Origin of the sequence: Ulvibacterium sp. (genome assembly GCF_028285715.1) — a bacterium.
Lineage (GTDB): Bacteria > Bacteroidota > Bacteroidia > Flavobacteriales > Flavobacteriaceae > Ulvibacterium.
Genome location: NZ_JANQOO010000021.1, coordinates 351946 through 378939 on the forward strand (window position 1 = coordinate 351946; position 26994 = coordinate 378939).

The 26994-nt window shown below is 38.1% G+C and carries 20 protein-coding genes; 16 read left to right on the top strand and 4 right to left on the bottom strand.

Features of this window, described 5'->3' with window-relative positions; translation table 11 throughout:
* Positions 1 to 587: 587 nt before the first annotated feature.
* From Q0993_RS15595 to Q0993_RS15610, 4 genes are read right to left on the bottom strand one after another with little or no spacing between them, the layout of a single operon-like run.
* Positions 588 to 2975 (bottom strand): tyrosine-protein kinase, encoded by a 2388-nt coding sequence (locus Q0993_RS15595; protein WP_299534723.1) that lies wholly within the window; start codon positions 2973 to 2975, stop codon positions 588 to 590.
* Between the two features lie 26 nt (positions 2976 to 3001).
* Positions 3002 to 3778 carry a polysaccharide biosynthesis/export family protein gene (locus tag Q0993_RS15600; RefSeq protein WP_299534725.1) on the bottom strand — a complete coding sequence of 259 codons (777 nt, stop codon included), beginning with the start codon at positions 3776 to 3778 and terminating at the stop codon, positions 3002 to 3004.
* A gap of 48 nt (positions 3779 to 3826) precedes the next feature.
* Complete coding sequence (locus Q0993_RS15605) at positions 3827 to 5767, bottom strand: SDR family NAD(P)-dependent oxidoreductase (RefSeq protein WP_299534727.1); 1941 nt, start codon at positions 5765 to 5767, stop codon at positions 3827 to 3829.
* Positions 5764 to 6891 (bottom strand): aminotransferase class I/II-fold pyridoxal phosphate-dependent enzyme, encoded by a 1128-nt coding sequence (locus tag Q0993_RS15610; RefSeq protein ID WP_299534729.1) that lies wholly within the window; start codon positions 6889 to 6891, stop codon positions 5764 to 5766. The genes Q0993_RS15605 and Q0993_RS15610 overlap by 4 nt, the downstream gene beginning before the upstream one ends.
* Positions 6892 to 7150: 259 nt before the next feature.
* On the opposite strand from Q0993_RS15610, the gene Q0993_RS15615 reads away from it, so the two are divergent.
* The 16 genes from Q0993_RS15615 to Q0993_RS15690 all read left to right on the top strand — a co-directional run bounded on the left by Q0993_RS15615 (position 7151) and on the right by Q0993_RS15690 (position 26953).
* The gene (locus Q0993_RS15615; RefSeq protein WP_299534731.1) at positions 7151 to 8548 is read left to right on the top strand and encodes a nucleotide sugar dehydrogenase; all 1398 of its coding nucleotides are present in this window, start codon (positions 7151 to 7153) and stop codon (positions 8546 to 8548) included.
* A complete protein-coding gene (locus tag Q0993_RS15620; RefSeq protein WP_299534734.1) occupies positions 8545 to 9570 on the top strand; it encodes an NAD-dependent epimerase in 1026 nt (341 codons plus the stop codon). Before Q0993_RS15615 ends, Q0993_RS15620 begins: the two co-directional genes overlap by 4 nt.
* A gap of 489 nt (positions 9571 to 10059) precedes the next feature.
* On the top strand, positions 10060 to 11058 hold the full coding sequence (locus tag Q0993_RS15625) for an SDR family oxidoreductase (protein WP_299534737.1): 999 nt from the start codon (positions 10060 to 10062) through the stop codon (positions 11056 to 11058).
* 45 nt (positions 11059 to 11103) lie between these two features.
* Positions 11104 to 12381, top strand: a complete 1278-nt coding sequence (locus Q0993_RS15630; protein ID WP_299534739.1) for a nucleotide sugar dehydrogenase — start codon at positions 11104 to 11106, stop codon at positions 12379 to 12381.
* Positions 12382 to 13308: 927 nt separating this feature from the next.
* A complete protein-coding gene (locus Q0993_RS15635) occupies positions 13309 to 14433 on the top strand; it encodes a glycosyltransferase (RefSeq protein ID WP_299534742.1) in 1125 nt (374 codons plus the stop codon).
* Between the two features lie 104 nt (positions 14434 to 14537).
* Positions 14538 to 16658, top strand: coding sequence for a bi-domain-containing oxidoreductase (locus Q0993_RS15640; protein ID WP_299534744.1), 2121 nt, complete (start codon positions 14538 to 14540; stop codon positions 16656 to 16658).
* Positions 16659 to 16921: 263 nt separating this feature from the next.
* Positions 16922 to 18715 (top strand): alginate lyase family protein, encoded by a 1794-nt coding sequence (locus Q0993_RS15645; protein ID WP_299534746.1) that lies wholly within the window; start codon positions 16922 to 16924, stop codon positions 18713 to 18715.
* A 2-nt stretch (positions 18716 to 18717) separates the two neighbouring features.
* Positions 18718 to 19959, top strand: coding sequence for a glycosyltransferase family 4 protein (locus tag Q0993_RS15650; RefSeq protein ID WP_299534748.1), 1242 nt, complete (start codon positions 18718 to 18720; stop codon positions 19957 to 19959).
* Positions 19960 to 20047: 88 nt separating this feature from the next.
* Entirely contained in the window at positions 20048 to 21169 is a 1122-nt protein-coding gene (gene wecB / locus Q0993_RS15655) for a non-hydrolyzing UDP-N-acetylglucosamine 2-epimerase (protein WP_299534750.1), read from the top strand.
* Positions 21169 to 22380, top strand: coding sequence for a UDP-N-acetyl-D-mannosamine dehydrogenase (wecC, locus tag Q0993_RS15660; RefSeq protein WP_299534752.1), 1212 nt, complete (start codon positions 21169 to 21171; stop codon positions 22378 to 22380). The genes wecB and wecC overlap by 1 nt, the downstream gene beginning before the upstream one ends.
* Positions 22381 to 22612: 232 nt before the next feature.
* Complete coding sequence (locus tag Q0993_RS15665) at positions 22613 to 24139, top strand: amino acid adenylation domain-containing protein (protein WP_299534755.1); 1527 nt, start codon at positions 22613 to 22615, stop codon at positions 24137 to 24139.
* A 9-nt stretch (positions 24140 to 24148) separates the two neighbouring features.
* Positions 24149 to 24391: an acyl carrier protein gene (locus Q0993_RS15670; RefSeq protein ID WP_299534758.1), complete on the top strand. Its 243-nt coding sequence runs from the start codon at positions 24149 to 24151 to the stop codon at positions 24389 to 24391.
* Complete coding sequence (locus Q0993_RS15675; protein ID WP_299534761.1) at positions 24388 to 25452, top strand: 3-oxoacyl-ACP synthase III family protein; 1065 nt, start codon at positions 24388 to 24390, stop codon at positions 25450 to 25452. The genes Q0993_RS15670 and Q0993_RS15675 overlap by 4 nt, the downstream gene beginning before the upstream one ends.
* Before the next feature lie 4 nt (positions 25453 to 25456).
* Positions 25457 to 25672 carry a phosphopantetheine-binding protein gene (locus tag Q0993_RS15680; RefSeq protein ID WP_299534763.1) on the top strand — a complete coding sequence of 72 codons (216 nt, stop codon included), beginning with the start codon at positions 25457 to 25459 and terminating at the stop codon, positions 25670 to 25672.
* 85 nt (positions 25673 to 25757) lie between these two features.
* Complete coding sequence (locus Q0993_RS15685) at positions 25758 to 26417, top strand: acetyltransferase (protein ID WP_299534766.1); 660 nt, start codon at positions 25758 to 25760, stop codon at positions 26415 to 26417.
* A gap of 65 nt (positions 26418 to 26482) precedes the next feature.
* The gene (locus Q0993_RS15690; protein WP_299534768.1) at positions 26483 to 26953 is read left to right on the top strand and encodes a hypothetical protein; all 471 of its coding nucleotides are present in this window, start codon (positions 26483 to 26485) and stop codon (positions 26951 to 26953) included.
* Positions 26954 to 26994: the final 41 nt, after the last annotated feature.

Below are 26994 nucleotides of genomic sequence, written 5' to 3' on the forward strand. Positions count from 1 at the left end.
AGGGAATCTTTGAAACAATATTTTAAGACAACCCAATAGGTGAGCCAAAGGAATGTTTTCCTACGATCTTTTTCAATTTGGAAAAAGTAATAGTTTGGGTGAAATTTCGGTATTAGCCCTACCAAACTTCTCAAATTTAAAACTTTACTTTATCTACCTGAACTACAGCTAAATTGGAAATGTTAGATCCCACACTCTTTTTAGGGAGGTAAAAGTGCTTTTTCAAATTTGGGTAATCAGTTATGAAGAAGTAAAACAAAAAAAGTAAATCAGTTTGAAATTAAACCATTTAATGAGGCTTCCAAATACTTGAACGTCTATATAAAAGTAGCCCTAGCTAGTTTGGACAAAGAAAGACGAGAATACTGGGGTATTATTTTAAATCTAGAATAAGGAAATTGCAATCATTGTGTGCCATTAAGATTACTCCCTATGCCCACTATACAAAAAACTGAAGCTTCAATTAATTTTAAAAGGAGTAACTCCCCAAAGTCTAGTTCTTCATTTTTTTGAATTCAGGAACAGTGTTTTTTTGAATGATTAATTCTTCAAAAAAGGACCTATTTATAGAAGCGGCATCAATAACCTTAGAACTTCCACCATTTTTTTATGGATTTATTATAGCCGTAGCCATATTTTCCTCCATATCCCAAATTGGAATCGTTAACTCCATTTACGATGAAAGATAATCCATTAAGTTTGCCCTCTTTATAAAGTCTAAGAGGATGCTCCAATACTTTCATTTCCGTCATTCCCGCTCTCGTCACATATAAAATCCGATCTGCATATTCACTTATCAATAGCGTGTCGGTCACTACCATTAATGGCGCTGTATCTACGATAATATAATCATACTGTAAGGACATGCATTCCAATAATTCTTTCATTCGGCCGTTCATCAAAAGTTCTGCCGGATTAGGTGGAATTTTTCCAGAATAGATTACATCAACCGTTTGATCATAAGCCAACATGGGAGAAATGATATCTTTTCCCTCCAAATTTTGATTTACCAAGTATTCGGTAAGTCCGTTGCCTTCTTTGTTCCTTGTAGCCCTACCTAATTTGTCAACATTCTTCCCGGAATAGAACTGATATATTTTTGGATTTCTAATATCGCCTCCAATCAACAATACCTTTTTATCTGTATTTGCAAAAATCATAGCTAAATTAGAGGCTACCAAAGTTTTGCCTTCACCTGAGACACTGGAAGTTACATAGACAATGTTGGCTCTATTCTCTTTTTTATTTTTGGATTTTAGCAGATAGTCGAGATTGGTCCTTAGGATACGTAAAGATTCCGCCAATACTGTTCGCTCCCCTGGTTTCACCAGTTTGCTTTCCTTTTTAGAAATTTTAGGGAGTTCGGCTAATACAGGAATATCCCCAGTCAATTTTTCCAAACCAATCTTGTTATGAACTTTGTTGTCCAATAAAGAATTTACATATATTACGGAAAATGGCACCAATAATCCAAGAAGTAAAGAAGCCAATAGTACAAGTTTCTTTTTCGGGGAAATTGGAAATTCACTTACGGCATAGGCATCATCAAGTATGTTGGACTTTGGTTCGGAAGATGCAAACGCTATCTGTGATTCCTCGCGTTTTTGCAACAAATATAAATATAGGGATTCGGTAGTTTCTTGCTGCCTTGATATATCCCTAAGAGCACGTTCGTTTTTTGGAGCTGAGTATATTCTTGAATTGATTCTGGATAATCGACTACTGAGATCATTGACTTGGAGGCCCAAACTATTGGTCATACCATCTAAACTTGTTCGCATGCTACGTTTAAGTCCGTCCAATTGTTGGTCCAAATTTACAATTATCGGATTTTTGTCATTGGAACTCTCTAACAGGCGCTTCCTTTCCAGAGCCAATTCATTATATCTCTGGGTGGTTGTTGCTATCGAACGGTCTTCCAGTCCAATATTCGAGGGAAGTAAATCATACCCGTCATCATTATCAATAATGTTCTTCATTGAAGAGGCAATATCCAATTGTATGGATGCATCTTGCAACTGTTGTTGATTTTGAGCCCCAAGATTTAAATTAAGGTTGGTTTGAGTGGCAATGTCAGTTAGACCCCTATCCGATTTAAACTCTACGGCCGATTCATCCGCGGTGGTCAAACTAGATGAAATTTGAGCTATTCTATCATCTATAAATTCAGATGTTCTATCGGCAAGGGCCTTTTTATCGTCAACGGCATTTTGGTTATATATTGATATTAAAGTGTTAATGATATCTTGCGCCCTAGGAACGATAGCATCGTTTAAGGAGAGTGTAAGAATCTTGGATCTATGATTCTCAACTGTGATTTCCAGAGCTTTTTGATAATTTGCCGCAACAGTGGATAAAGGATTGACAGATACTACATAATTTGTCCCAAACTTGTGAGAGTCTACATTATTTGGGGTTACAATGATATCTCCGACCGGAGAGGAAATTGTTTTTCCATACGAATGCAGTGTGGTCGGGCCCTTGTCGTCTTCAGCATATTCAAAAGTTGTTTTCGATGACAACGTAATGAAGAAACCTGCTCTTGAATTATGGACAAGGGAATCCGGAGCAAGAAAATTTATGTTGAATGGAGGGTCTGGATTACGATAAATAGGGGAATTCTTAATATTACCTAAAGCGGTAATATTTATGTTGAGCCCTAATTTCTCCACTAAGGCGATTAGGTTAGATCTTGATTTAATAATCTCGATTTCATCCTCTATTTCGATGCCTCCCTCACCTAAGATGCCCAAGTCCTCAAAAACATTAAGCTGGGAGGATCCTTGATTATTGTCCAATATTTGAATTTTAGCTTGTACAGCGTATTGCGGGACAGCATAACGGATATAAATGAATCCAAATATTAAGGCCATTAATCCCGATATTACAAACCATTTCCAGCTTTTTAGATACGGTTTCAGAATTTCTCTATAATCAGGACCTTCTTGAGAATGATTTAAGGGCTTCGAACTCATTTAATATTCATTTATAGGTCAATTTCTTATGAACGGGTAATCAAAATAATAGTCGAAGTAATTAAAATTGAGGCGATTGAAATGGCAATAGTAGTCCTTTGATCCAGACTCGTAGCAGAAATCCCAGATTTGTTGGGTTCTACATACACCACATCATTCTGAGTAAGATAATATACTGGAGACTTTACTACGTTCTTTGAAGTAAGGTCAATACGCGTATAAACTTTGGTACCGTTAAAATCCCGTATTACCAAAACATTGGTTCTGACACCCCTAATCGTCAAGTCGCCAGCAAATCCCAATGCCTCCAATATGGTGATTTGCTCTCCGTTAACGGGGTAGGTTCCTGGCCTTAACACCTCTCCTAAAACGGTAACCGTATAGTTCCTTAGTCTAATATTTATGATAGGATCCTTCAGATACTCCGATAATCTTTCTCTTAGAAGTATACGCAGTTCATCCGGAGAAAGCCCTTCCACTTTTAATTTACCGATAACTGGAAAATCAATCTCCCCTGCCTGATCCACTAAGTAATTCACTTGTTCCGGTTGACCTCCCATTCCTGGCATACCCCTGAACAAATTAAAAGGGCCACTGGCTTCAGGGTTTAACGAAGAAACATGAATATCTATAAGATCATCTACCTTGAACTTGGATATAAATCCACTGTTGTTTACCAAGGTCTCAAAGTCGCCAGTGTCCTGAAAGTATACCACCTCCTTCCTGGAAGCACAGGAGGCAACGAATATTGCAATGACACAAAAAAGGAAAACGACTCTGATAGAAATACCTGTCTTTAGCATTAGATAACTTTATTATTGGTTAAAGCTTCGCAAGTTAATGGATTTATTTTAGGATTCCACAACTTTTAAGGATGTAGCGTTCCCCACTTTTGAGTTCTCTTTTTCGTCCAATTCACAAAGCTTGGAATTTTTGGATATATATTCCGGTACAATGCTTTTCATAAGTCTAACCGTGTTTTTACTGAAGAACATATTGGTAATACAAAGTTCATCTATCTTGGACCTAAGATCAATGTAATCCAATTCTCGTGTTTTACTTATTTTGATTTTTTTATGATAGGTAGGCAATGTATTCTCGCCATTGGCCAATAATTCCTCATACAGTTTTTCGCCTGGCCTCAGCCCTGTAACTTTTATATCAATATCCTCCGGGTAACTCAATCCGGATAACTTAATCATATTTTTTGCCAAGTCGTAGATTTTGACCGATTCCCCCATGTCAAAAATAAAAATTTCACCACCCTTGCCCATAGCACCCGCTTCCAAGACAAGTTGTGAAGCTTCGGGAATGGTCATGAAGTATCGGGTAATCTCCTTATGGGTAAGCGTTATTGGACCCCCATTTTCAATTTGTTTCCGGAACAAGGGAATTACAGAACCATTGGAACCCAAAACATTTCCAAAACGTGTTGTAATAAATTTGGTATCGTTTTCTTGTTGCAAACAACTCACATAAATTTCGGCTATTCGCTTACTTGCCCCCATCACGTTGGTGGGATTAACCGCTTTATCTGTGGATATAAGCACAAACTTTTCAACATTATGATTAAGTGCTAGATCAGCAATAGTTTTTGTGCCTGCTATATTAATTTTTATGGCCTCATAGGAATTATATTCCATCAAAGGCACGTGTTTATAAGCGGCGGCATGAAAAACGATATCAGGTTTGTATTCCTGAAAAATACTGTTCATCCTATTTTTATCCCGTACATCTCCAACCAGTGGAACAAAATTATGATGCCCTTTTTGCTTCAACTCCTGTTGCAAATCATAAAGTGCTGATTCCGCTTGGTCTATAATTATAAGAGAACTATAATTATAATTACATATTTGTCTAACTATTTCGCTGCCTATGGAACCCGCACCGCCAGTGACAAATATTACTTTGTCTTTCACTTCCTCGCGTATCTTAGAGTTTGCAATATCAATAGGTGCCCTATTCAATAAATCCTCGATCTGGACTTTTTTGATTTGAGAGGCTTTTAATTCACCATTTATCCAATCTTCAACCGGAGGGACTATTTTTACCAACACTGGAAAATCTACCAACCCCTCGAGCAAGCTCTTTAGTCTTTTGTGATCTATATTCTGGATACAAAAGATTATCTCGGCAATACCCTTCTTCCGAATAAAAGCTTCTGTTAGGACTTCCGGGGCATAAACACTGACACCATTGATCAGTTTTCCAATCTTTTTCTTGTCCCTGTCAATATAACCGATAACCTTAACATTACTTTTGGAGTGGTTGGTAATAGCACCGTAAGTTAGTATTCCGGATTCCCCAGCACCATATATCAAAACGTTTTTGGTCGAGTTGAAGCTACTTTGACTTATTAAGTTCTGATACATCGTTTTAAAGATGTACCTGGAAGAAACCAATGCGATAAAACTTAATAAACTGTTGTAAATTATTATGGATAGAGGAATGGTAAAATCATCAACCAATTGAAACTTTCTATTCGCCAGAATCAAAAAAATTGACAAAATACTCGCTAGACATACAGCGTTGAAGATGTTATAAACATCCCGTAAACCAGTATGCCTTACTACCCCTTTATATGAGCCTACTAGTAAAAATGAACATAGTGCTATTAAAGACACCCATGGCAACTGCACGAACAACATATCTACGTCGAAATCAAAAGTAAGATTAAAGCGGATAAAATAAGACAGTACAAAGGAAATGGCCACGATAGCAATATCAATTCCCAATACCAACCATTTGGAAGCAAATCTTTCAACTGTACTGGTTAGATAGTTTTGTATCATTTTAGGGCAAGTTTAATGATTTCAACTATTCGCTCCAAATCCTCAAAGAGCAGATTGGAGCTACTAGGTAAACATAGTCCTGTTTGAAATAAGTCTTCGGAAATACCATTCGTAAAGTTAGGTTGTCCTTTAAAAACCGGTTGCAAATGCATCGGTTTCCACAGTGGTCTAGATTCGATGTTCTCATTTTCCAAAGCCAACCGAATTCTCTCGCGAACCTCGTATGAGGGGGTCAATATGCAACTCAGCCATCTATTGGAGAACATCCCATCCGGCTCGTTAAGAAATGAAATTCCGTCCAAGTCGCGCAATGCTTGTAAATAGTATTCATAATTTCTTCGTCTTGCTTTGACCCTCTCGTTCAAAACTTGCATTTGCCCTCTACCAATTCCAGCCAACACATTGCTCATGCGATAATTGTGACCAATTTCGGAATGTTGGTAATGAACCGCTTTGTCTCGAGCCTGGGTCGCCAAGAAAACGGCCTTATCCCTATACTCTTTGGTTTTGGACACCAAGGCCCCACCTCCTGAGGTAGTTATTATCTTATTGCCATTAAAAGAGAGTATTGAGATATCACCAAAAGTTCCGCATTTGCGATCCTTATAGGTACTGCCAAGAGCCTCGGCACTATCCTCTAAAATAGGAATTTGATACTTTTCGGCCAAAGTGTGAATTTCGTTAACTTTATAGGGCATTCCATAAAGATGCACCGCCACTATGGCTTTAGGTTTCTTACCCGTTCGAATTCTCTCCTTAATTGCTTCTTCCAGAAGTTCAGGACATATGTTCCATGTCTTGCTTTCACTATCAACAAAAATGGGCCGGGCACCTAGATAGGTAATTGGATTAGCGGACGCGGAAAAGGTAAAACTTTGGCAAAGCACCTCATCACCGTTGCTTACGCCTAATAATTTAAGTCCAAGATGGATTGCCGCTGTCCCAGAGCTCAAGGCCGCAACATGAGCTTCTTCTTGGAGGTAATATTCCAAATCGCCTTCAAAACCTGTCACATTTGGACCCAATGGAGCAATCCAATTGGTTCTAAATGCCTCATCAACGTAGTATTGCTCACTACTTCCAATATGAGGTGAAGAAAGCCAAATCTTAGTCAGTGTTTCCAAAAACAGTTAGGTTATAGTTCAACTACGATTTCATCATCAAAAGTAACCATAGTTTCATTTATACAATCAAAAACGGGTTATAATTCGTTTAAGAATTGAAAAACATCGGCTAAAAGACTTTTTTGGTACTTAAATCTCAATTTTTTGAACCTGAATCTATAACTTTCCTAAAATGCTCCAAAAAATACTTTTCATCGATAATATATTATTGGATATAGAGTTATTTACTAATCTTTGCAATCAAAAGTTGTAAACATCAATGAAAAAAATTACTGAAATTTGTTGTATTGGAGCAGGTTATGTAGGTGGGCCGACTATGTCGGTCATCGCTAATAGATGCCCGGAGATTAATGTCACTGTGGTAGACATTAATCAAGACCGTATTGATGACTGGAACCATGTGAACCTTGAGAATCTTCCGATATACGAACCGGGACTCAGGGAAATAGTTGCTCAAAGCAGGGGAAAAAATCTTTTCTTTTCTACAGAAATTGATAAGGCCATAGACAAGGCACAAATGATTTTCATTTCAGTAAATACGCCTACGAAAACCTATGGCAAAGGAAAGGGACAAGCTGCTGATTTAAAATACATAGAGCTTTGTGCAAGAAATATAGCCAGAGTAGCAAAAGATGACAAAATCGTTATTGAAAAATCAACGCTACCCGTCCGGACCGCCCAAGCTATTAAGAACATACTTCAGAATACTGGTAATCAGGTAAAATTTGAAATACTTTCCAATCCAGAGTTTTTGGCAGAAGGCACGGCTATTAACGATCTGTTAAACGCCGATCGCGTACTTATTGGAGGAGATGACACGCCATCAGGGCAAGAGGCTAAGGATGCCTTAAGCTCAGTTTATGAGCGTTGGCTTCCCAAGGAAAAAATCCTACAGACCAATGTGTGGTCCTCAGAACTGTCCAAACTGGTGGCCAATGCCTTCTTGGCTCAACGTGTATCTTCAATCAATTCTATATCCGCATTGTGTGAAAAAACAGATGCAAATATTCAAGAGGTAGCCCGGGCAATTGGTTTTGATAGTAGGATAGGCCCCAAGTTTTTAAAGTCATCCGTTGGGTTTGGCGGCTCTTGTTTTCAAAAGGACATTCTTAATCTGGTTTACATAGCTAGGAATTATGGACTGCATGAAGTAGCGGATTATTGGGAACAGGTAATCCTAATGAACGATTATCAAAAGCGACGTTTTGCAGATAATATCGTGACTACTTTATATAATACGGTTTCTGGAAAAAAATTGGTGTTTTATGGTTGGGCCTTTAAAAAGGACACCAACGATACAAGGGAATCTGCCGCCATTTATGTCGCGGATGCCCTTTTGGAGGAAAAGGCTGAGATTTTGGTGTATGACCCCAAAGTTTCCGAAAAGCGTATTTATGCCGACCTTGACTATTTAAACACCCGAGAACCAGAAGAGAACAGACGTTTGCTCAAAGTGGTCAAAAAACCTTATGAGGCCTCTAAGGATGCACATGCCATTGTAATTCTTACAGAATGGGATGAATTTAAGGGTTATGATTGGCAAGGGATTTTTGACAACATGTTGAAACCAGCATTTGTTTTTGACGGAAGACGCCTATTGGATACTATCAAGATGAACACCATTGGTTTCAAATATTATAAAATAGGGCAATCATGAACATATTGGTGACCGGGGCAGGCGGGTTTATCGGGTACCACGTTTGCCAGAAACTTCTTGAAAACGACCACACCGTAGTTGGAATGGACAATATTAACGACTACTACGATGTACGGTTGAAATATGACCGGCTTGCCCAGTTGGGCATTGATCAAAAATCTGCCGAGAAGCTCAGCCATAAAGTTCAAAGTAAAATCTATCCGTCATTTTCCTTTATACGCCTAACTTTGGAAGATCGACACAATTTATCCTCGCTTTTCAAAAAAGAAGCTTTTGATACCGTGTGTAATTTAGCGGCCCAAGCTGGGGTACGCTACAGTTTGAAGAATCCAGAGGTTTATGTGGATAGTAATGTTGTAGGGTTTTTGAATATTCTGGAAAACTGCAGAAATTATGGCATAAAACACTTGGTATATGCTAGTAGTTCCAGTGTTTATGGCAAGAATGAAAAAGTACCGTTCAAAACCTCAGATTCGGTTGACCACCCAATAAGCTTATATGCCGCTACAAAAAAAAGCAATGAACTGATGGCCCATACCTATAGCCATTTATACGGTTTTGCGACTACGGGCCTGCGCTTTTTCACTGTTTACGGTCCCTGGGGCAGGCCGGATATGGCCATATTTCTTTTCACGGATGCTATGGTAAAAGGCAACCTCATCAAGGTATTCAACAATGGCAACATGGAACGAGATTTCACCTATATTGATGATATCGTTGAAGGAGTTGTTCGTATCATTGAAAAGGACACCAAAGAAAGAATCATGAATAGCGAACAATACAAGCTCTATAATATTGGAAACAACAAGTCGGTAAAACTACTGGATTTTATTGAGGCTATAGAATCAAGCCTAGGGATTACCGCCAAAAAAGAGATGCTTCCCATGCAACCCGGGGATGTTACCGCTACCTGGGCCAATGTAGATACACTACTTGCGGACTACGATTATAGGCCCAATACGCCCATTAAAACTGGTATAAAGAAATTCGTGGATTGGTACAAAGGTTATTATGGTATGTAAAAGTCCATATTTTTTTGGGCACCGCAAAAGTTTAAGACATTTCTACCGGTCTTCAACTACCTTCATTGAACTCATTTGAAATCTATAGTATAGCCTGTCTTTAATAAATGTTCACTTATTTTTCAACTTAATATATTGAGGGACAAAGGAAAGGGATGTTCGCTTAAGTAGAATGACATAAGCTTCGGAATTAGCTGGTCATACGAAAATTGCTCAATTCAAATTTTTGCCAATTACTGGGGAAAAGGGTGAAATCCTTTTCTTTTAAAGTAGTAGATATGGTGTTTACACTAACATTTTACATCTTTGTTGCCAATAGTTAAGGGATTAAGATTCCTTGATAAGGTATTGGTATTTGAAGCAGTGGGCTAAAATTCGAATAATGGTCCCCTTGGCGTAACAAAGTTCGGCAAGATTTCTCGAACGCATTCTACATAACGGAAGAATGGATTATTAGTAAAAATAGACGACATACAATAAAGATTACTTATGCATTTAAAATATCTTGGTCTTGACCCCACATCTCTTGTTTTGGTCACCGGAGGTGCTGGATTTATAGGATCTAACCTTTGTGATGTCCTCTTGGAAAATGGTAATCGGGTACGCTGTCTTGATAATTTTGCTACTGGGAAAAGAGAAAATATTGAGCAATTACTGTCCAATCCTAATTTCGACTTATTGGTAGGAGACATTAGAGATTTAAAAGATTGTCACAAAGCTTGTACCGGTGTGGACTATGTCTTACATCAAGCAGCACTGGGTTCCGTTCCCCGCTCCATCAATGATCCCATAACGAGTAATGCCGTAAATGTGTCAGGCTTTCTGAATATGCTGTCTGCGGCTAGGGATGCAAAAGTTAAGCGTTTTACGTATGCGGCGAGTTCATCTACTTATGGAGATTCCAAAAACATGCCGAAAATTGAGGAGGTTATCGGTAAGCCATTATCACCGTATGCCATAACTAAGTATGTAAATGAGCTTTATGCCGATATTTTTAGCAAAACCTTTGGCATAGAAACTATAGGTCTTCGCTATTTCAACGTTTTTGGTAGGAAACAAGACCCTAATGGCGCTTATGCTGCAGTGATTCCTAAATTTGTTATGCAGTTAATGAAACATGAATCCCCAACAATCAACGGAGATGGTAGCTATTCCCGAGATTTTACCTACATAGATAATGTATTGGAAATGAATATCCGTTCAATGCTTGTTGACAAAAAAGAAGCGGTGAATACGGTTTACAATGTGGCTTATGGGGAACGAACCGATTTAAATGAACTCGTAACCCTGCTGAAAGAATATCTGAGTGAATTTGACACTAAAATAGCGGGTATACCTGTAAAATATGGTCCTAAACGTCAGGGTGATGTCCCGCATTCCCTAGCATCCATAGCCAAAGCCAAACGGCTTTTGGGATATGATCCTCAATTTGACATTAAAACAGGTTTGAGGGAGGCGGTGGGTTGGTATTGGGAAAATCTAAGGTAGTTCTCTTTGGTCATTTCTATGTCCAATGAAAAATAATTGGAAAACATGAATACAAAAATTGCTATAATAGGATTGGGCTACGTAGGCTTGCCGTTGGCGCGTCTATTTGCCACCAAATATCCTGTAGTAGGATTTGATATCAACAACGCCCGCGTCAAAGATTTGATGGCCGGCCATGATAGCACCTTAGAGGTAGAAGATACTATCCTTCAGGAAGTTTTGGTCACTGACCCCAACATGGATATGGGATTGTACTGTACGGATCAACTGAGCGAAATTGCAGACTGCAACTATTATATCATTACCGTACCCACGCCTGTTGATCACACCAACCGACCTATTTTGACGCCATTGTATATGGCAAGTGAAACGGTAGGGCGAGTATTGAAAAAAGGGGATATCGTAATTTATGAATCCACGGTATACCCTGGGGTTACCGAAGAAGAATGCGTCCCCGTGTTGGAAAAAATTAGTGGTTTAACATTTAACATCGATTTTTTTGTAGGATATTCACCAGAACGTGTAAATCCGGGAGACAAGGAACATACTATCGATAAAATATTAAAGGTCACCTCTGGTTCGACTCCTGAAATAGGTAAAAAAATTGATGGGCTCTATGCCTCTGTGATTACCGCCGGAACACATTTGGCACCCACCATAAAAGTGGCTGAAGCGGCTAAGGTCATTGAAAACTCTCAACGAGATATCAATATTGCCTTTGTGAACGAATTGGCTAAAATATTCAATCTTATGAACATAGATACCAATGCTGTTCTGGAGGCGGCAGGCACCAAATGGAATTTTTTGCCTTTTAGGCCCGGGTTGGTGGGAGGACATTGTATTGGTGTAGATCCCTACTATTTGGCACAAAAAGCACAACAATATGGGTATCACCCTGAAATTATCCTATCCGGTAGACGTATGAATGACGGAATGGGAAAATACGTAGCTTCTGAAGTTGTAAAATTAATGGTACAAAAGGATATTAAAATAAAGGGGGCTAAAATTTTGGTTTTAGGAATCACTTTTAAAGCAAACTGTCCAGATGTTCGGAATAGCAAGTCCGTTGATGTTATAAACAATTTAAAAAGCTATGGCACTGATATCACAATTTTTGACCCTTGGGCCTCGCGGGATGAAGTAAAACGCGAATATGATTTGGATACTATGGGCAAACTTCCTAGTGATACTTATGATGCCCTGGTGTTGACAGTTGCCCACGATGAGTTCCTGCAAATGAAGCTAAGGGATATGCTTTCGGCAAATGGGGTACTCTATGATGTAAAAGGAGTTTTAAAAGAGCAGGTGGATGCCAGGCTTTAGTTGCTCAAAGAGTAAATATAAGTTAAAGCACTAGTGCTCAACTTAAACTATTTTCCTTATAATTCTTTGCACTACGTATTTGCCGGGTGTTTCAGTTGCCTGACGCTTTAGATGGGAAAGTGGGGTTCTTGACATCTAACTTAGCCTTTCAGGAATGCAAATACGTTAAATACCCTGGTCGTTCGAATTGAATCTTCTGCCTGATATTCGCCGAAATGCTTTCAACTGATAGTTTGCACCGGATGAATGGATCTCAATCCATTACATAAATATTATTCTTTTGGGCCCAGGAATACCTTTTCACGCCGCATTCAGTACAGCGACTAAAAAAGTATCGGTTCTCACCAGAGTTTATTTAAGCTCAAATAATCAAGGCCGGAAAAATTTGTTATTGAGATAATGGGTAGACCGCCCCAAAATTACCATAATCACAATCCGTGCTCAAATTCTATATGTTTTCCATAACACACGGCAAATTAATCTTACCCTGGAATAAAAAAGTTTTTTCCACCGAACTAGTCTATTATGTTGATTTTTTGGGACAAATCATATCGTTTATCGAATTTATGTACAAAGTATTCGGTTTTTTATTTCCATTACACAAAATAGGCTAATATTGCCATCAAATTTAAGTAGCAATATTTATAAAATACTTAGATAATTGTGATGTCTTTGTGGATTTTTTGATATAGAAAAGGAGAGAAATAAAATCCGCTAAAATTAATTAGGCTCCAATGGCAGACTATATCCTTGAAAAAGAAATCGGTGCGACAAGTCCAAATTCAACATGTTTTAGCCTAAAACACTAAAATGAAAAAGACCAATTTTAAAAAATACCCACAATTTGTACAACAATAGCAACTTTAAACTGTTGTATGTATCCGTATAGAATTGAATTTAATGTTTCGTACAACTATTTTATAGCCAATGAATAAAATATTAGTCATATATCCAGGATTTCCGCATTATAGAGTTGGTATTATAGAAGCCCTTATGAATTCGACCCGTAACCGTTACATGTTTTTCGGGGATAAAAAAGGGTATAATAATGTAAAGCCGTATAATTTTAAGGATTCAGCCGATTTTAAGGATTTTCCGTCGTACAAAATTGGTCCCTTTTATTTTAGTAGGGGATTAGTCCGTTATGTGATTTCTCAAAAACCTGATGGTGCCATCGTACATTCCCCTCCCAATTGGATTTCCATTATTATTGCTGCTTTTATACTGAGAATAAAAGGAGTAAAAGTTTTTAATTGGACGCATGGAATTCTCACAAATCATAAAAATCTAAAGAATAGGATTTATTTCGTTTTTTACAAATATCTCTTTAATGGATTATTGCTCTATGGAAATTTAGCCAAACAAAATCTAATTAACTTAGGACTTAATAAAGAAAAAGTAAAGGTTATTTACAACTCTTTGGATTACAAAGAGCAAGTTAAATTAAGGGAAACACTAAGCGAGAACGAAAGACAGCGCATAAGGGCTAGTTTGTTCGACAGCCCAAACAATGACCAACTTGTTTTCATTGGCCGTCTAACGGTCCAAAAGAAATTAAATTTACTTATAGAGGCTATTAAATTACTAAAAGACGAAAATATTTATGTGAATCTACTATTTGTAGGAGATGGGGATCAAAAAAAAGAACTACAGTCTCAAATAGACCGGTATAAAATTGCCAACCAAATTTGTTTTTATGGCGCCTCCTACGATGAAACGCAAAATTACAAATTACTCTCATCAAGTGATTGCTGTGTTGCACCCGGAGAAATAGGTTTAACCGCAATGCATTCATTAATGTTTGGCGTTCCTGTCATTTCTCATAGCGACATGAATAGGCAAATGCCAGAGTTTGAGGCAATTTTGCCGAACGTCAACGGGGTCCTTTTTGAATACGGAAACGCTGAAGATTTAAAAGAACAAATAAAAAATATGATAAAACTTATTAAGGCTAAATCAAATCTGCAAATGAGAAAGGATTGCTATAAGATAATGGATGAGTACTATAATCCTAATTTTCAGGTAAATCTTATTGATAGCATTTTTAAGTGATAATTTTAAAAAGTAAAGACGCCATACGAGATTTTTACGTAAAGAAAGTATCGATTAAATAGAAAAGTTCATACGCGTACATTTAAAATAGGCCGACAAAAATTATGAAACAAATTATCCAATCATTCAAAACAGGAGAAACCATCCTGGAAGATGTACCAAAACCACAAGTGAAACCCGGTCATGTTTTAATTAGGACCACTAAAACCTTGGTCTCGTTAGGCACGGAAAAAATGTTGGTCGAATTCGGAAAAGCTAACCTTCTGCAAAAGGCCAAACAACAACCAGACAAAGTTAAGGAGGTTCTAAATAAAGTGAAGTCGGATGGTTTAATGCCAACAGTCAATGCCGTTTTCAACAAATTAAGTGAACCCCTTGCACTGGGCTATTGCAATGTGGGGATTGTAGAAGAGATTGGAAAAGGAGTCAGCGAGTTCAAAATTGGGGATAGGGTAGCATCGAACGGGGCGCATGCCGAATTTGTTTGTATCCCAAAAAATTTGGTGGTGCCCATTCCTAAGAATGTTACCGACGAGGAAGCTTGTTTTACGGTTATAGGATCTATTGGGTTGCAAGGAATTAGATTATTGAAGCCAACTTTTGGGGAAACTGTTGTTGTCATTGGTTTGGGTCTTATTGGACTTATAACTGCGCAATTGCTAAAGGCCAATGGTTGCGAGGTAATTGGATACGATTTGGATAAGGATAAGGTGAATTTGGCATCTTCTTTTGGTATCACGGCATTTAATCCTGGCGAAGGTTCAGAACCCGTAAAGTTTGTAATGGATAAAACAAATGGTATTGGATGTGATGGCGTTGTAATCACAGCATCGACAAAATCTGATGTTGTTATTTCCGATGCGGCCAAAATGAGCAGAAAAAAGGGTAAAATAGTTTTGGTCGGGGTAATAGGTCTTAATCTTTCAAGATCGGATTTCTACGAAAAAGAGCTTGATTTCCAGGTTTCATGTTCCTATGGTCCAGGGCGCTATGATAGTAGTTATGAAAATAAAGGTCAAGATTATCCCATAGCATATGTCCGTTGGACTGAAAAACGAAATTTTGAAGCAATACTAAAGGCAATTTCAAATAAATCAGTTGACGTTAAGTCCTTAATAACTCAACGGGTTCCTATTAAGGACTTTTCTGAAATCTATGATAATATGAAATCCAAGGAAGCTATAGCCAGTATTCTGGAATACAGCTCATCTCCTGACAGTGCAACCACTGTCGTGGTATCGGAACAAAGGGATTTTGGGAATTCAAAGGGAGTAATAGGAATTGTTGGTGCGGGAAACTTTACACGTATGACCTTATTGCCAATGCTCAAAAAGGCGAACGCAGAAATAAAATACATCGTAAGTTCCAAAGGCCTAAGTGGCACAGGTTTGGCTAAGAAATATGGGATATCTAGAAGCACGACCAGTTACTCGGATGTTTTGGAAGATTCTGAATTGGATGTTGTTATTATTACTACCCAACATAACCTGCATAGTGAAATGGTAATTGATGGTCTCAAGGCCAATAAGCATGTTTTTGTTGAAAAGCCATTGGCGATAAATCATGGTCAATTGGATTTAATTGAAAAGGCGTACAATAAGTCACAGGGAAGTTTGATGGTTGGGTTTAACCGCAGATTTTCACCCCATATCAGTAAAATGAAATCTTTGTTAGGTTCATCTGAAACGCCAATCAACGTAATCGCCACCATGAATGCAGGTTTTATTCCCGAAAATGTTTGGGTACATGATATGGAAATTGGTGGCGGAAGAATAATAGGTGAGGCGTGCCATTACATTGACCTTCTTGGCTATTTAACAGGGTCAAAAGTGACATCGGTCTGTCTGAACTCCATGGGTAAGCACCCCAAAGAAAATACGGATAACGCAAGCATACTTTTGAGATTTGAAAATGGCTCAAATGCAGTTATCAACTACTTTGCAAACGGCTCAAAGAGTTATTCAAAGGAAAGGCTGGAAGTGTATTCCCAGGAACGCACCCTCATTATGGATAACTTTATATCCACAAAAGGATACGGGTTCAAAGGCTTCGGTAAACTCAAAACCAAAATGAACAAAGGACATTTTTCCCAGTTCGAAAATTATATTAACAGCGTTAGTGAAGGAAATGGATCATTGATAGATTTTGAATCCATTATGAACACCTCCAGAGCTTCAATTGCGGCCATAGAGAGCTTGAAAACTAAATCTTGGATCTCTGTTTAAATCAGGTATTATGTACAAGTACCCATATTTTAAATCATCTATGCCCAAACAAAATCGAAACCGGATTTAATTCAGCGTAAATACCTGACTTAATCATATGTATCAAACGGATTTATGCTAGAGTCACATGCTCACTGATTACAAAGAAAATCAAGGTAGTTAACAATATATATATATTTAGGTCGCAATTGAAAATCCTTAGACTTCTCAATACAGTTCGAAACATGGGTATGCGTTATACTCGATTTCGCCTATTTTACGAAATGGCTGCAAAGATTGGGGTTTTGATAGTAAAGTTTCCCAGTAACCCGAATACTGTGAAAGTTTCGATGACAAGGGATCAATGGCGTAAAGAAGCTCCATTGTTCTTTTTTGATTCCAGGGAATCATTGGTTATTCCCAAAAGTAGAAATTCCGATTTGAAAAGGTCTTTTGATGAAATTAAGAATAATATCTATACCTATTTTGGTAAAACAAAAATTTCATTAGGTAAAAATTACGGTTGGTTGACCAACCCATCTACGAACTATAAATACCAATTGGAACATTGGTCAAAGATTAAGGACCTATCGAAAGAGGCCGGTGATATAAAGTATGTTTGGGAGAAAGCACGGTTCTCTTTTTTGTACGACCTAATTCGCTATGATTATCATTTTGAAGAAGATTGCGCTTCTCTCGTCTTCAAGGAAATCGACTCGTTTATAGACCATAATCCAATTAATCTGGGACCAAACTACAAGTGCAGCCAAGAAATAAGTCTAAGAATATTAAATTGGACGTTTGCATTATACTACTATAGAAATTCCGAGGAGTTGTCCGAAGAGCGGTTTAATAAGATCATGAACTGCATTTATTGGCAACTTCACCACGTATATCACAATATCCATTTTTCGAGGATAGCCGTACGGAATAATCATGCCTTAACCGAAACCCTTATGCTTTTCTTAAGCGGTTTGTTATTTCCTTTTCTACCAAACGTGAGCAAATGGTCCAAAAAGGGCAAAAAATGGTTCGAGGAAGAAATCGCTTATCAAATTTACAAGGATGGTACGTTCCTGCAATTCTCAATGAACTATCACCGGGTTGCTATTCAATTGCTTACATGGGGTATAAGACTTGCAGAAATTCATAAAGAACGCTTTGATTTAACCGTCTATGATAGAGCTAAAAAGTCGTTGCACTATTTATGGACATGCCATGACCAAAAAAGCGGGAGGCTACCAAATTATGGAGCCAACGATGGCGCACTTTTTTTCAAACTGACCGATGATGACTATCGCATATATACTTCCCAAATCAATGATTTAAGTGCCGTATTGCATCATGAAGTTTCCAAGCAGGATGAAAGCCAGTTGTGGTATGGAATTGACAATTGCCGAATAAAGTCCCCGGTCCAAGATAGATTGGCATCATTTCCTATGGGTGGTCATTACGTTATAAATGACGATTCTGCAAAAACTTTTGTCAAGTGCGCCAGATACAAGGACAGACCCGGACATGCGGACAATTTACATTTGGACATATGGTTAAATGGCCATAATTACATCTGGGACACTGGGTCTTATAAATATAATACCACAGAAGAGTATGGTGGATTTTTTGAACAATGTTTTGGACATAATACCGTTTCTGTTGGTAGCAAGGACCAAATGTTAAGGGGATCCAGGTTTATTTGGAATTATTGGACTAAAAAAGCAAACGCAACATTAACCGAAAAAGAAGATGATTTTGAATTTGATGGAGAGTACACGGGTTTTCCAGAACTAGGAAACAAAATTGTGCATAATAGAAGGGTGATTAAGACCAAGAAGAAAAACGAGTGGGTGATTCGCGACACCTTAAAAAATGCCAATAACCATGTCTCACAACAATATTGGCATTTTAATCCAAAAACGTATGACCAAATCCATGTCCATTGTGAAGATGGGAATGGGAAAATATTGAATCCAAAAATAGAGGAAAAATGGTGTTCCAATTATTATGGAGAAATTGAACCTTCCATTAGATATACCTATTTTTCGAAAACCGGATTTAAAACCATAATTAAAATAAAGTAAGTGTGAAAATCCTATTAATCCATCAATATTTTTTAGGTAAAAATCAAGGAGGTGGGTCACGTTTTAACGAGATGACAAAAATATGGTCGCATCAAGGCCATGAAGTAACCGTTATAGCCAGTTGGCCCAGTGTCGGAGGCAAAAAAAATCCACTTTATGAAGGAAAATATGTTTTTCATGAAAAGGATTATCACAAAAACATTGACGTTTTTCGCTGCCATGTATCCGAAGCCTATGACGTAAACTTCCTAGGTAGGTTCTGGGCATATTTCACTTTTGTCTTTTCCAGTATTTGGGCAGGTCTTTTCAAGGTTAAAGGCAAATATGACGTGCTTGTGGTAACCTCTCCGCCTTTGTTTGTCGGTATCTCTGCCTATGTTCTATCCGTGTTCAAAAGATTGCCATTGATATTCGAGGTAAGAGATCTTTGGCCAGAATCTGCCATAGATACTGGAGTTATCAGCAATCCGTGGCTTATAAAATTTTCATATTGGTTTGAAAAGACCATATATAAAAAGGCAAAACGGATCAATGTACTCACACCTGCATTTAGGGAAAAGTTAATACATAACAAAAACATCCCGGAGGACAAAATCATTTATATTCCCAACGCGGCCGACTTTTCCTTGGCCGAAGAGGTGGCGAAAAACTTTGACCCAAAAAAATTCAGAAGGGAAGAAGGGATTGATGACAAATTTGTCATAACCTATATTGGTGCCCATGGGGTTGCCAATCATCTTGTACAATTGATCGACGCAGCCGAAAAGCTACAGGAAACCAATGTCCTTTTCCAGTTGATAGGAGGCGGAATGAAAAAGGAGGATTTGGTGGCCGAGGCCCAGGCCAGAAAGCTTAAAAACATTCGATTCGTGGATTCCGTATCCAAAACCAAAGCATTCGAGTATATCCTTGCATCAGATCTTGGAACAGCGGTCCTTAAAAAAGTAGATACCTTTAAAACAATATATTCCAATAAAACTTTTGACTACATGTCCTGCAAAAAACCCATTTTGTTAGCCATAGACGGTATTTCCAGACAATTGGTGGTTGATGAGGCAAAGTGTGGGGTTTTTGCGGAGCCAGAGAATGCTGACGATATCGCAGAAAAGGTCAGACAGTATATTCGTGGGGATTTTGACTTGAAGGAACAAGGTGAAAATGGTTATAGATATGCTAAAGAACATTTTGATAGAGAAAAACTGGGAGATAAGTATTTGGAGGAAATGAAAAGAGTTTTGGCTTAATTGCAATTCATTGCAGTTGGGCCCAATTGTATTTTGATAATTTGGTTTCACATAATATTTCTATATAACAATTCAACAAAATCATAGAATGAAAAAGAAAAACCTAATCATATTTGGAACACGTCCCGAGGCTATAAAAATGGCGCCATTGGTCAAAGCCTTTTTAAAAAATGAAACTTTTGAAACCAAGGTGTGTGTTACCGCGCAGCACCGTGAAATGTTGGATCAGGTACTGGATTTTTTCGAAATTTCTCCGGATTACGACCTTAACCTTATGAAACCCGGTCAGAATTTATACGGATTGACCGCCGCTATCATTACGGGATTACAGCCCGTTCTTGAAGAATTCAAACCAGATTATGTTTATGTGCATGGGGACACCACTACAACAATGGGATCCAGTATCGCGGGATTCTATTCCGGTGCAAAGATATGTCATGTTGAAGCAGGACTACGTACCTTTAATAAATTGGCCCCTTTTCCGGAAGAAATAAACCGAACCATTACCGGGCATATTGCAGACTATCATTTTGCACCAACACAGACTTCGTTTGATAATTTGCGGAACGAAGGAATTCCAAAGGATAATATTTTAATTACCGGCAATACCGTAATTGATGCCCTTTTTGAGAGTGTTTCCAGAGTAGATACTATTGAGGACCATGAAATAACACAGTTGAAGAATGAGCTTGATTTCACAAAACGAATTGTTTTGGTTACGGGTCATCGAAGGGAAAATCATGGGCAGGGTTTTATCAATATTTGTGAAGCATTAAAGAAAATAGGGGAAGTAGTTGAAAATGTGCAAATCGTATATCCTGTGCATTTGAATCCCAAAGTACAAAAACCAGTATATGATATTCTTGGAGAGCAAAAAAGTATTAAACTAATTGCTCCCCTAGCCTATCCTGCATTTGTTTGGTTAATGAATAAATGTGAGCTCGTAATTACGGATAGCGGGGGCGTTCAGGAAGAAGCTCCCAGTCTTGGTAAACCGGTATTGGTAATGCGGGATACGACCGAAAGACCGGAGGCCGTTGATGCCGGTACGGTTATACTTGTTGGTACCGACAAAGCGAAAATTGTAAACGAAACCATAGATTTAATGGGGAACCCTGAACGTTATGGGAAAATGAGCAAATTGCACAACCCCTATGGGGATGGAAAAGCATGTCAACGAATTGTGAAATTTATAGAAAACTTAGATTAATGAACAATCCAGAAGTAGTAATGATAGGCCTAGGCTATATTGGCCTGCCTACAGCAGCATTGATTGCGGAAGGGGGAACCTATGTCCATGGCGTGGACATTAACCAGAAAGTTGTGGACACCATAAACCGAGGTGAAATTCATATTGTAGAACCTTCTTTGGATACTGCGGTTTCAAAAGCTGTGGGTGGAGGTTTTTTAAAAGCCGATACAACTCCTGTAGCGGCGGATAACTACCTGATAGTAGTACCCACGCCCTTTAAGGACAAAAATGAACCCGACATTTCTTTCGTCCATGCCGCAACGAAAGCGATACTACCCTTACTCAAGGAAGGTGATCTATATATCATTGAATCTACCTCGCCTGTTGGAACCACAGAGAAGATGATGCAGTACATTTATGAAGAACGTCCGGAACTAAATGGAAAGTTGCATATTGCATATTGTCCAGAACGTGTATTACCGGGTAATGTAATGTATGAATTAGTACATAATGATAGGGTCATTGGTGGAGTCGATGAGGCCTCAACTGAGAAGGCGGTAGCTTTTTATGCCAAATACGTTAAAGGTGAATTGCACAAGACCAATGCCCGGACCGCCGAAATGTGTAAATTGGTGGAAAATTCTTCTAGGGATGTACAAATCGCTTTTGCCAACGAGTTATCATTAATTTCAGACAAAGCCGATATTAATGTCTGGGAATTGATAAACTTGGCCAACAAGCACCCAAGAGTAAATATCTTGCAACCCGGATGCGGTGTGGGCGGCCATTGCATCGCAGTAGACCCTTATTTCATCGTTTCCGACTATCCTATGGAGTCCAAAATAATAGGTACGGCCAGGGAGGTGAACAACTATAAATCATTTTGGTGTGCGGAGAAGGTCCAAAATACCAAGCTACAATTTGAATTGCAACATGGGAGAAAGCCCAAAATTGCCTTAATGGGCTTGGCTTTTAAACCAAATATTGATGATTTAAGAGAGTCCCCGGCAAAATACATTGTTCAGCGCGTATTACAAAATGCGAATAACGAGCAATATTATATCGTGGAACCCAATATAAATGAGCATAATGTGTTCAAACTCACAGGCTATAAAACAGCATTTAAGAAGGCGGACATTGTTGTTTTTCTGGTCGCCCATGAAGAGTTTAAATCCTTACCTAAAAGTCCGGAGAAGGTTGTATTGGATTTTTGTGGAATCCTTAGGTAGATTTTTAACTTATTTGTAATTCATATTTTTGATAGCTGATCTTTTAGTAACTAAAGATTAGTCTTAACTCAACTATACTATTTGCTTGGAGAATTATATTATGGTTTGATATGGAATGTAAATGAATTCTCAATCCTTGATTCATCTTAATAGGACAAAAATGTTTTTTAGTCGAAAAAATAAGGTTTGAAAGTAAAGCCTCCATATCTTTATCTAAAGATAAATATTACTTGTGAACATTAACATCATTGATTATTTCAACCGCACTACAGATACATATCCCCAAAAAATTGCGGTAAAAGATATGGAGGGAGAGCTTAGTTTTTCTGAATTAAAGACTAGGGCGCAAAATCTTGGGCATAAAATTAATCAGAAATATGAAGGAGTTAATGCTCCTATAGCGATTTTCCTACCTAAATCTACGATTGCTATTACCGCCATACTTGGGACACTATATAGTGGGAATATCTATGCGCCACTGGATATTCACAATCCAGCTGATCGCATTCATGCAATTTGTGGGCAGCTACAACCAGCTTGTATTATCACTAATTCTCAAAACGAGTCAAAACTACATAACCTTAAAGATCAATTCCCTATTATTAATCTGGATCAACTCAATTTCAACAATGACGATGAGGCACCAGTTGGTTATATGGAATGCATTGATACTGACCCTGCATATATTATTCATACCTCTGGGTCGACAGGAGTACCGAAGGGTGTCGTCATTTCGCACCGTTCAATATTTGATTATATCAATTGGGCCATTGACACCTTTGACATCAGTCAGCAAGAGATAATTGGCAATCAGGCCCCACTGGTTTTTGACAATTCGACTTTGGATATCCATTTAATGGTATTTACGGGAGCAACCCTATGTCTTATTCCAGAACAACTCTTTGCGTTTCCTGCCAAATTGCTCGAATACATCAATGAACATAAGGTGAACTTTGTTTTCTGGGTACCTTCTGTCTTGATAAACGTAGCCAAAATGAGATTACTAGAGAGCATTAAAATACCTTCGCTTAGAAAATTGCTGTTTGCAGGAGAGGTAATGCCCATGAAACCCTTAAATTATTGGATATACAATACCGATGACGAAGTGCTCTTCGCAAACCTCTATGGCCCCACCGAAATCACGGTTGATTGTACTTTCTACATTGTAGATAGAAAGTTCGAAGATGACGAAGTCCTTCCCATAGGAAAGGCCTGTAAAAATAGTGATGTACTGATTTTAAACCAACAGAACAAACCATGTACTATCAATGAAGAGGGCGAATTATGCGTTCGAGGGTCTTCCCTTGCCCTGGGATATTGGAAAAATCCTGATAAGACGTCTTCAGTTTTTGTACAAAACCCCCTTAATACTTCCTATCCTGAAAAAATTTATAGAACCGGGGATGTGGTCTACAAAAACGATGCAGGGGAAATTATCTTTGTTGGGAGAATAGATAATCAAATCAAACATTTGGGATATCGCATCGAATTGGGTGAGATCGAGCACGCGATTTCAAGCAGTTTTGAAGGTATTATTGCCTGCGTGCTCTATGATTATGACTACAAAAAAATCATCTTGATTTACGAGTCCGAAAATGAGATCCCGGTCGCGGAATTCAGAAAACAACTCATTAAAGGACTTTCAAAGTACATGATTCCATCACAATATTTCAGATTGGAGAAAATGCCTTTGAACGCCAGTGGAAAAATTGATAGAAAAGCCTTGTCAAATAGACTTAAAAAAAAAGAATTTACATAAAACTTTAATATGAACACAGTAGAGGATAAGATTCTTACACTATTGCAAGAGGCCCGTCCAGAATTCGACTTTGAGGATTCTGAAGATTTCATTACCGATGGAATGTTGGATTCTTTCGATGTTGTGCAATTGGTTACCAGTCTGGACGAAACTTTTGGCATTTCCATCGATGGCACGGACATATTGCCTGAAAATTTCGGTTCCGTCGATAAGATAATGGCATTGTTACATAAAAATGGGGTTACCACATGAAACTGAAATTCAACAATAAAAAAATAACGGGAATACTAAACATTCTGCCCTCCAGAGAGGTACAGTTTGAAGATAATATTGACAACTACAATTTCTCTAGGGCTCAATCGATGAAGCTTAAGCTCATCATGGGTTATGACAAGAGAAGAATTGTAAAAGAAGAAACCGTATCAGATCTATGTATTTGTGGATTCAATTATCTTTTTCAGAAAGGGGTACTTAAAAAAGATGATTTGGATGCCTTGATTTTGGTCACACAATCCCCGGATTACTTTATGCCCCCAACCAGCCATGTGATCCATGGTGCTTTAGGGCTCAAACAAGATATGGTCTGTATGGATATCAATCAAGGTTGCTCAGGTTATGTAATTGGACTTAACCAAGCCTTTCAATTGCTCAATCAAGAGGAAATCAATAAGGTAGCGCTCCTTAATGCAGATACCCTAAGCAAAAAAGTTTCTCCCAAAGATCGCAACAACAACCCACAAATTGGGGACGGTGCTTCAATTACCATAATTGAAAAGGATCAGAAAGAAAGTACGATTTATGGTACTGTAAAGGTCGAAGGAAAAGGAGCTGACGTGCTAATCATTCCTGCAGGTGGCTATAAGACACCTTCAACGGCCGAGACGTCGTTGATGAAAGAGGACGATGCAGGTAATGTCAGATCTTTAGACCATCTTATGATGAAAGGAGATGAGGTGTTCAACTTTGTTCAAAGGGAGATTCCAACTATGGTTGAGGAACTCTTGGCCGAGGCAAATACCGAAAAAAGCGAAGTAGACTACTTCATGTTTCATCAACCCAATAAGTTCATGTTAAAAAAACTGGCTGACAAAATGAAAGTTGCCTATCAAAAAATGCCGAACAACATTGTAGAAAGATTTGGCAATTCAAGCGGTGTTTCGATTCCGACGACAATTGCATTCAATATTGGTGAAAAATTGGAAAAGGAGTCTTTTTCGATTTGTTTGGCCGGCTTTGGTGTTGGATTAAGTTGGGCATCGATCCTTTTACGTCTGGGGCCGTTAGATTTTTGTGAAATAATTGATTATAAATAATATAATGGAAGGTTTTGAAAACGCAATAGCAGAGTTGTTAGAGGTAGATTCTATTTCCCTCGAGGATGAACTTACTTCTTTTGAGGTATGGGATTCCCTAACAATTTTATCAATAATCGCCTACTGCGATTCGGAATTCAAGGTCGCATTATCCAACGATGAGATAAATGACTCTAATACAATAGGAGGCTTAAAGGAACTTATACAAAGTAAGATATAGGTCATTTGCAACAAGAGTAAAAACTACAATAGAGCTGTTTATGAAAATTACTAATATTAAGTATCAACAAACAAATTAACTAGCAATGAGAAATGTAGTAATTGTTGGAACCGGCGGATGCGCATCCGAGGTTACCTTCTATATCGAAGACAACAACTCCAAAGTGAATGCAGAAGAGCAAATAAACATTCTGGGATACCTAGAATATGAGGAAAACCTTACTAAATATTATAACAAATATCCCTACAAAGCAGCCATATTAGGGGATATAGATTCATACATCCCGGAATCTGGCCACGAAGTATTGATTTGTATTGCGGATGTTGATTTTAGAAAAAAAATTATTGAAATTTTGGAAAAAAAGAAGGCCCATATAGGAAGCTTTATACACTCTAGTTCTATTGTTCCGAAAAATGCCGATTTGGGAAAGGGAATCATAATGTATCCTTTTTGTGTCATTGAAGACCATGCCACTATAGGGGATTATAACATTTTGACCACCTACAGTTTCATTAGCCATGATTGTATAGTCGGAAGAAATAATTTCTTGTCGACTTCGGGTATAGCTGGACATGTCAAAATTGGGGATGACAACTATTTCGGAATTCGATCTACCGTGGTTCCTAGGGTTGAAATTGGAAATCACAATGTTATTCAGGCTGGCATGATCGTCAATAGAAGTGTAAAAGATGATACTACGGTCTTTTATCGATATAAAGAGCAAGTTTTGGCGATTCCAAAATAATATATGCCATAGTTTTATAAATCGAAATAAAAAATAATCAACACCCTGTAAATTGTAACCAAAAAATGGAAAATAAATATAAAGAAAATGTAAGTTCTATTGATGCAATCATAGAGACGTTATATTCCGTTATCAGCGGACAAAAAGGCGAGAAAAGAGACTGGGATCTCTTCAGATATCTTTTTCTTGAGGATGCAAAATGTGTACTTTACGAAAGAGACCTTGAAGGAATCGTGCGCCCGCGCTATTTGTCCCCTGACGATTACGTAAACGGCATTGGCGATTGGTTGGAAAATAAAAGAACCACGGATTTTTTTGAAAACGAACTTCATAAGACTGTTGAGGTTTTTGGTCCGATAGCCCACGGATGGAGTACCTATGAATCGTTTCACAGCAAAGAAGATGAAGTTCCTTACATGAGAGGCATTAATAGTTTTCAGTTGTTGTTCCATGACAATAGGTGGTGGATTGTTAATCTTTATTGGACACGCGAAACACCTCAAAACCCAATACCAAAAAAATACCTTCCCAAATAAAAGCCACTAAGGTGCATGCTTCAAAAGTTTTAGGTTATAAT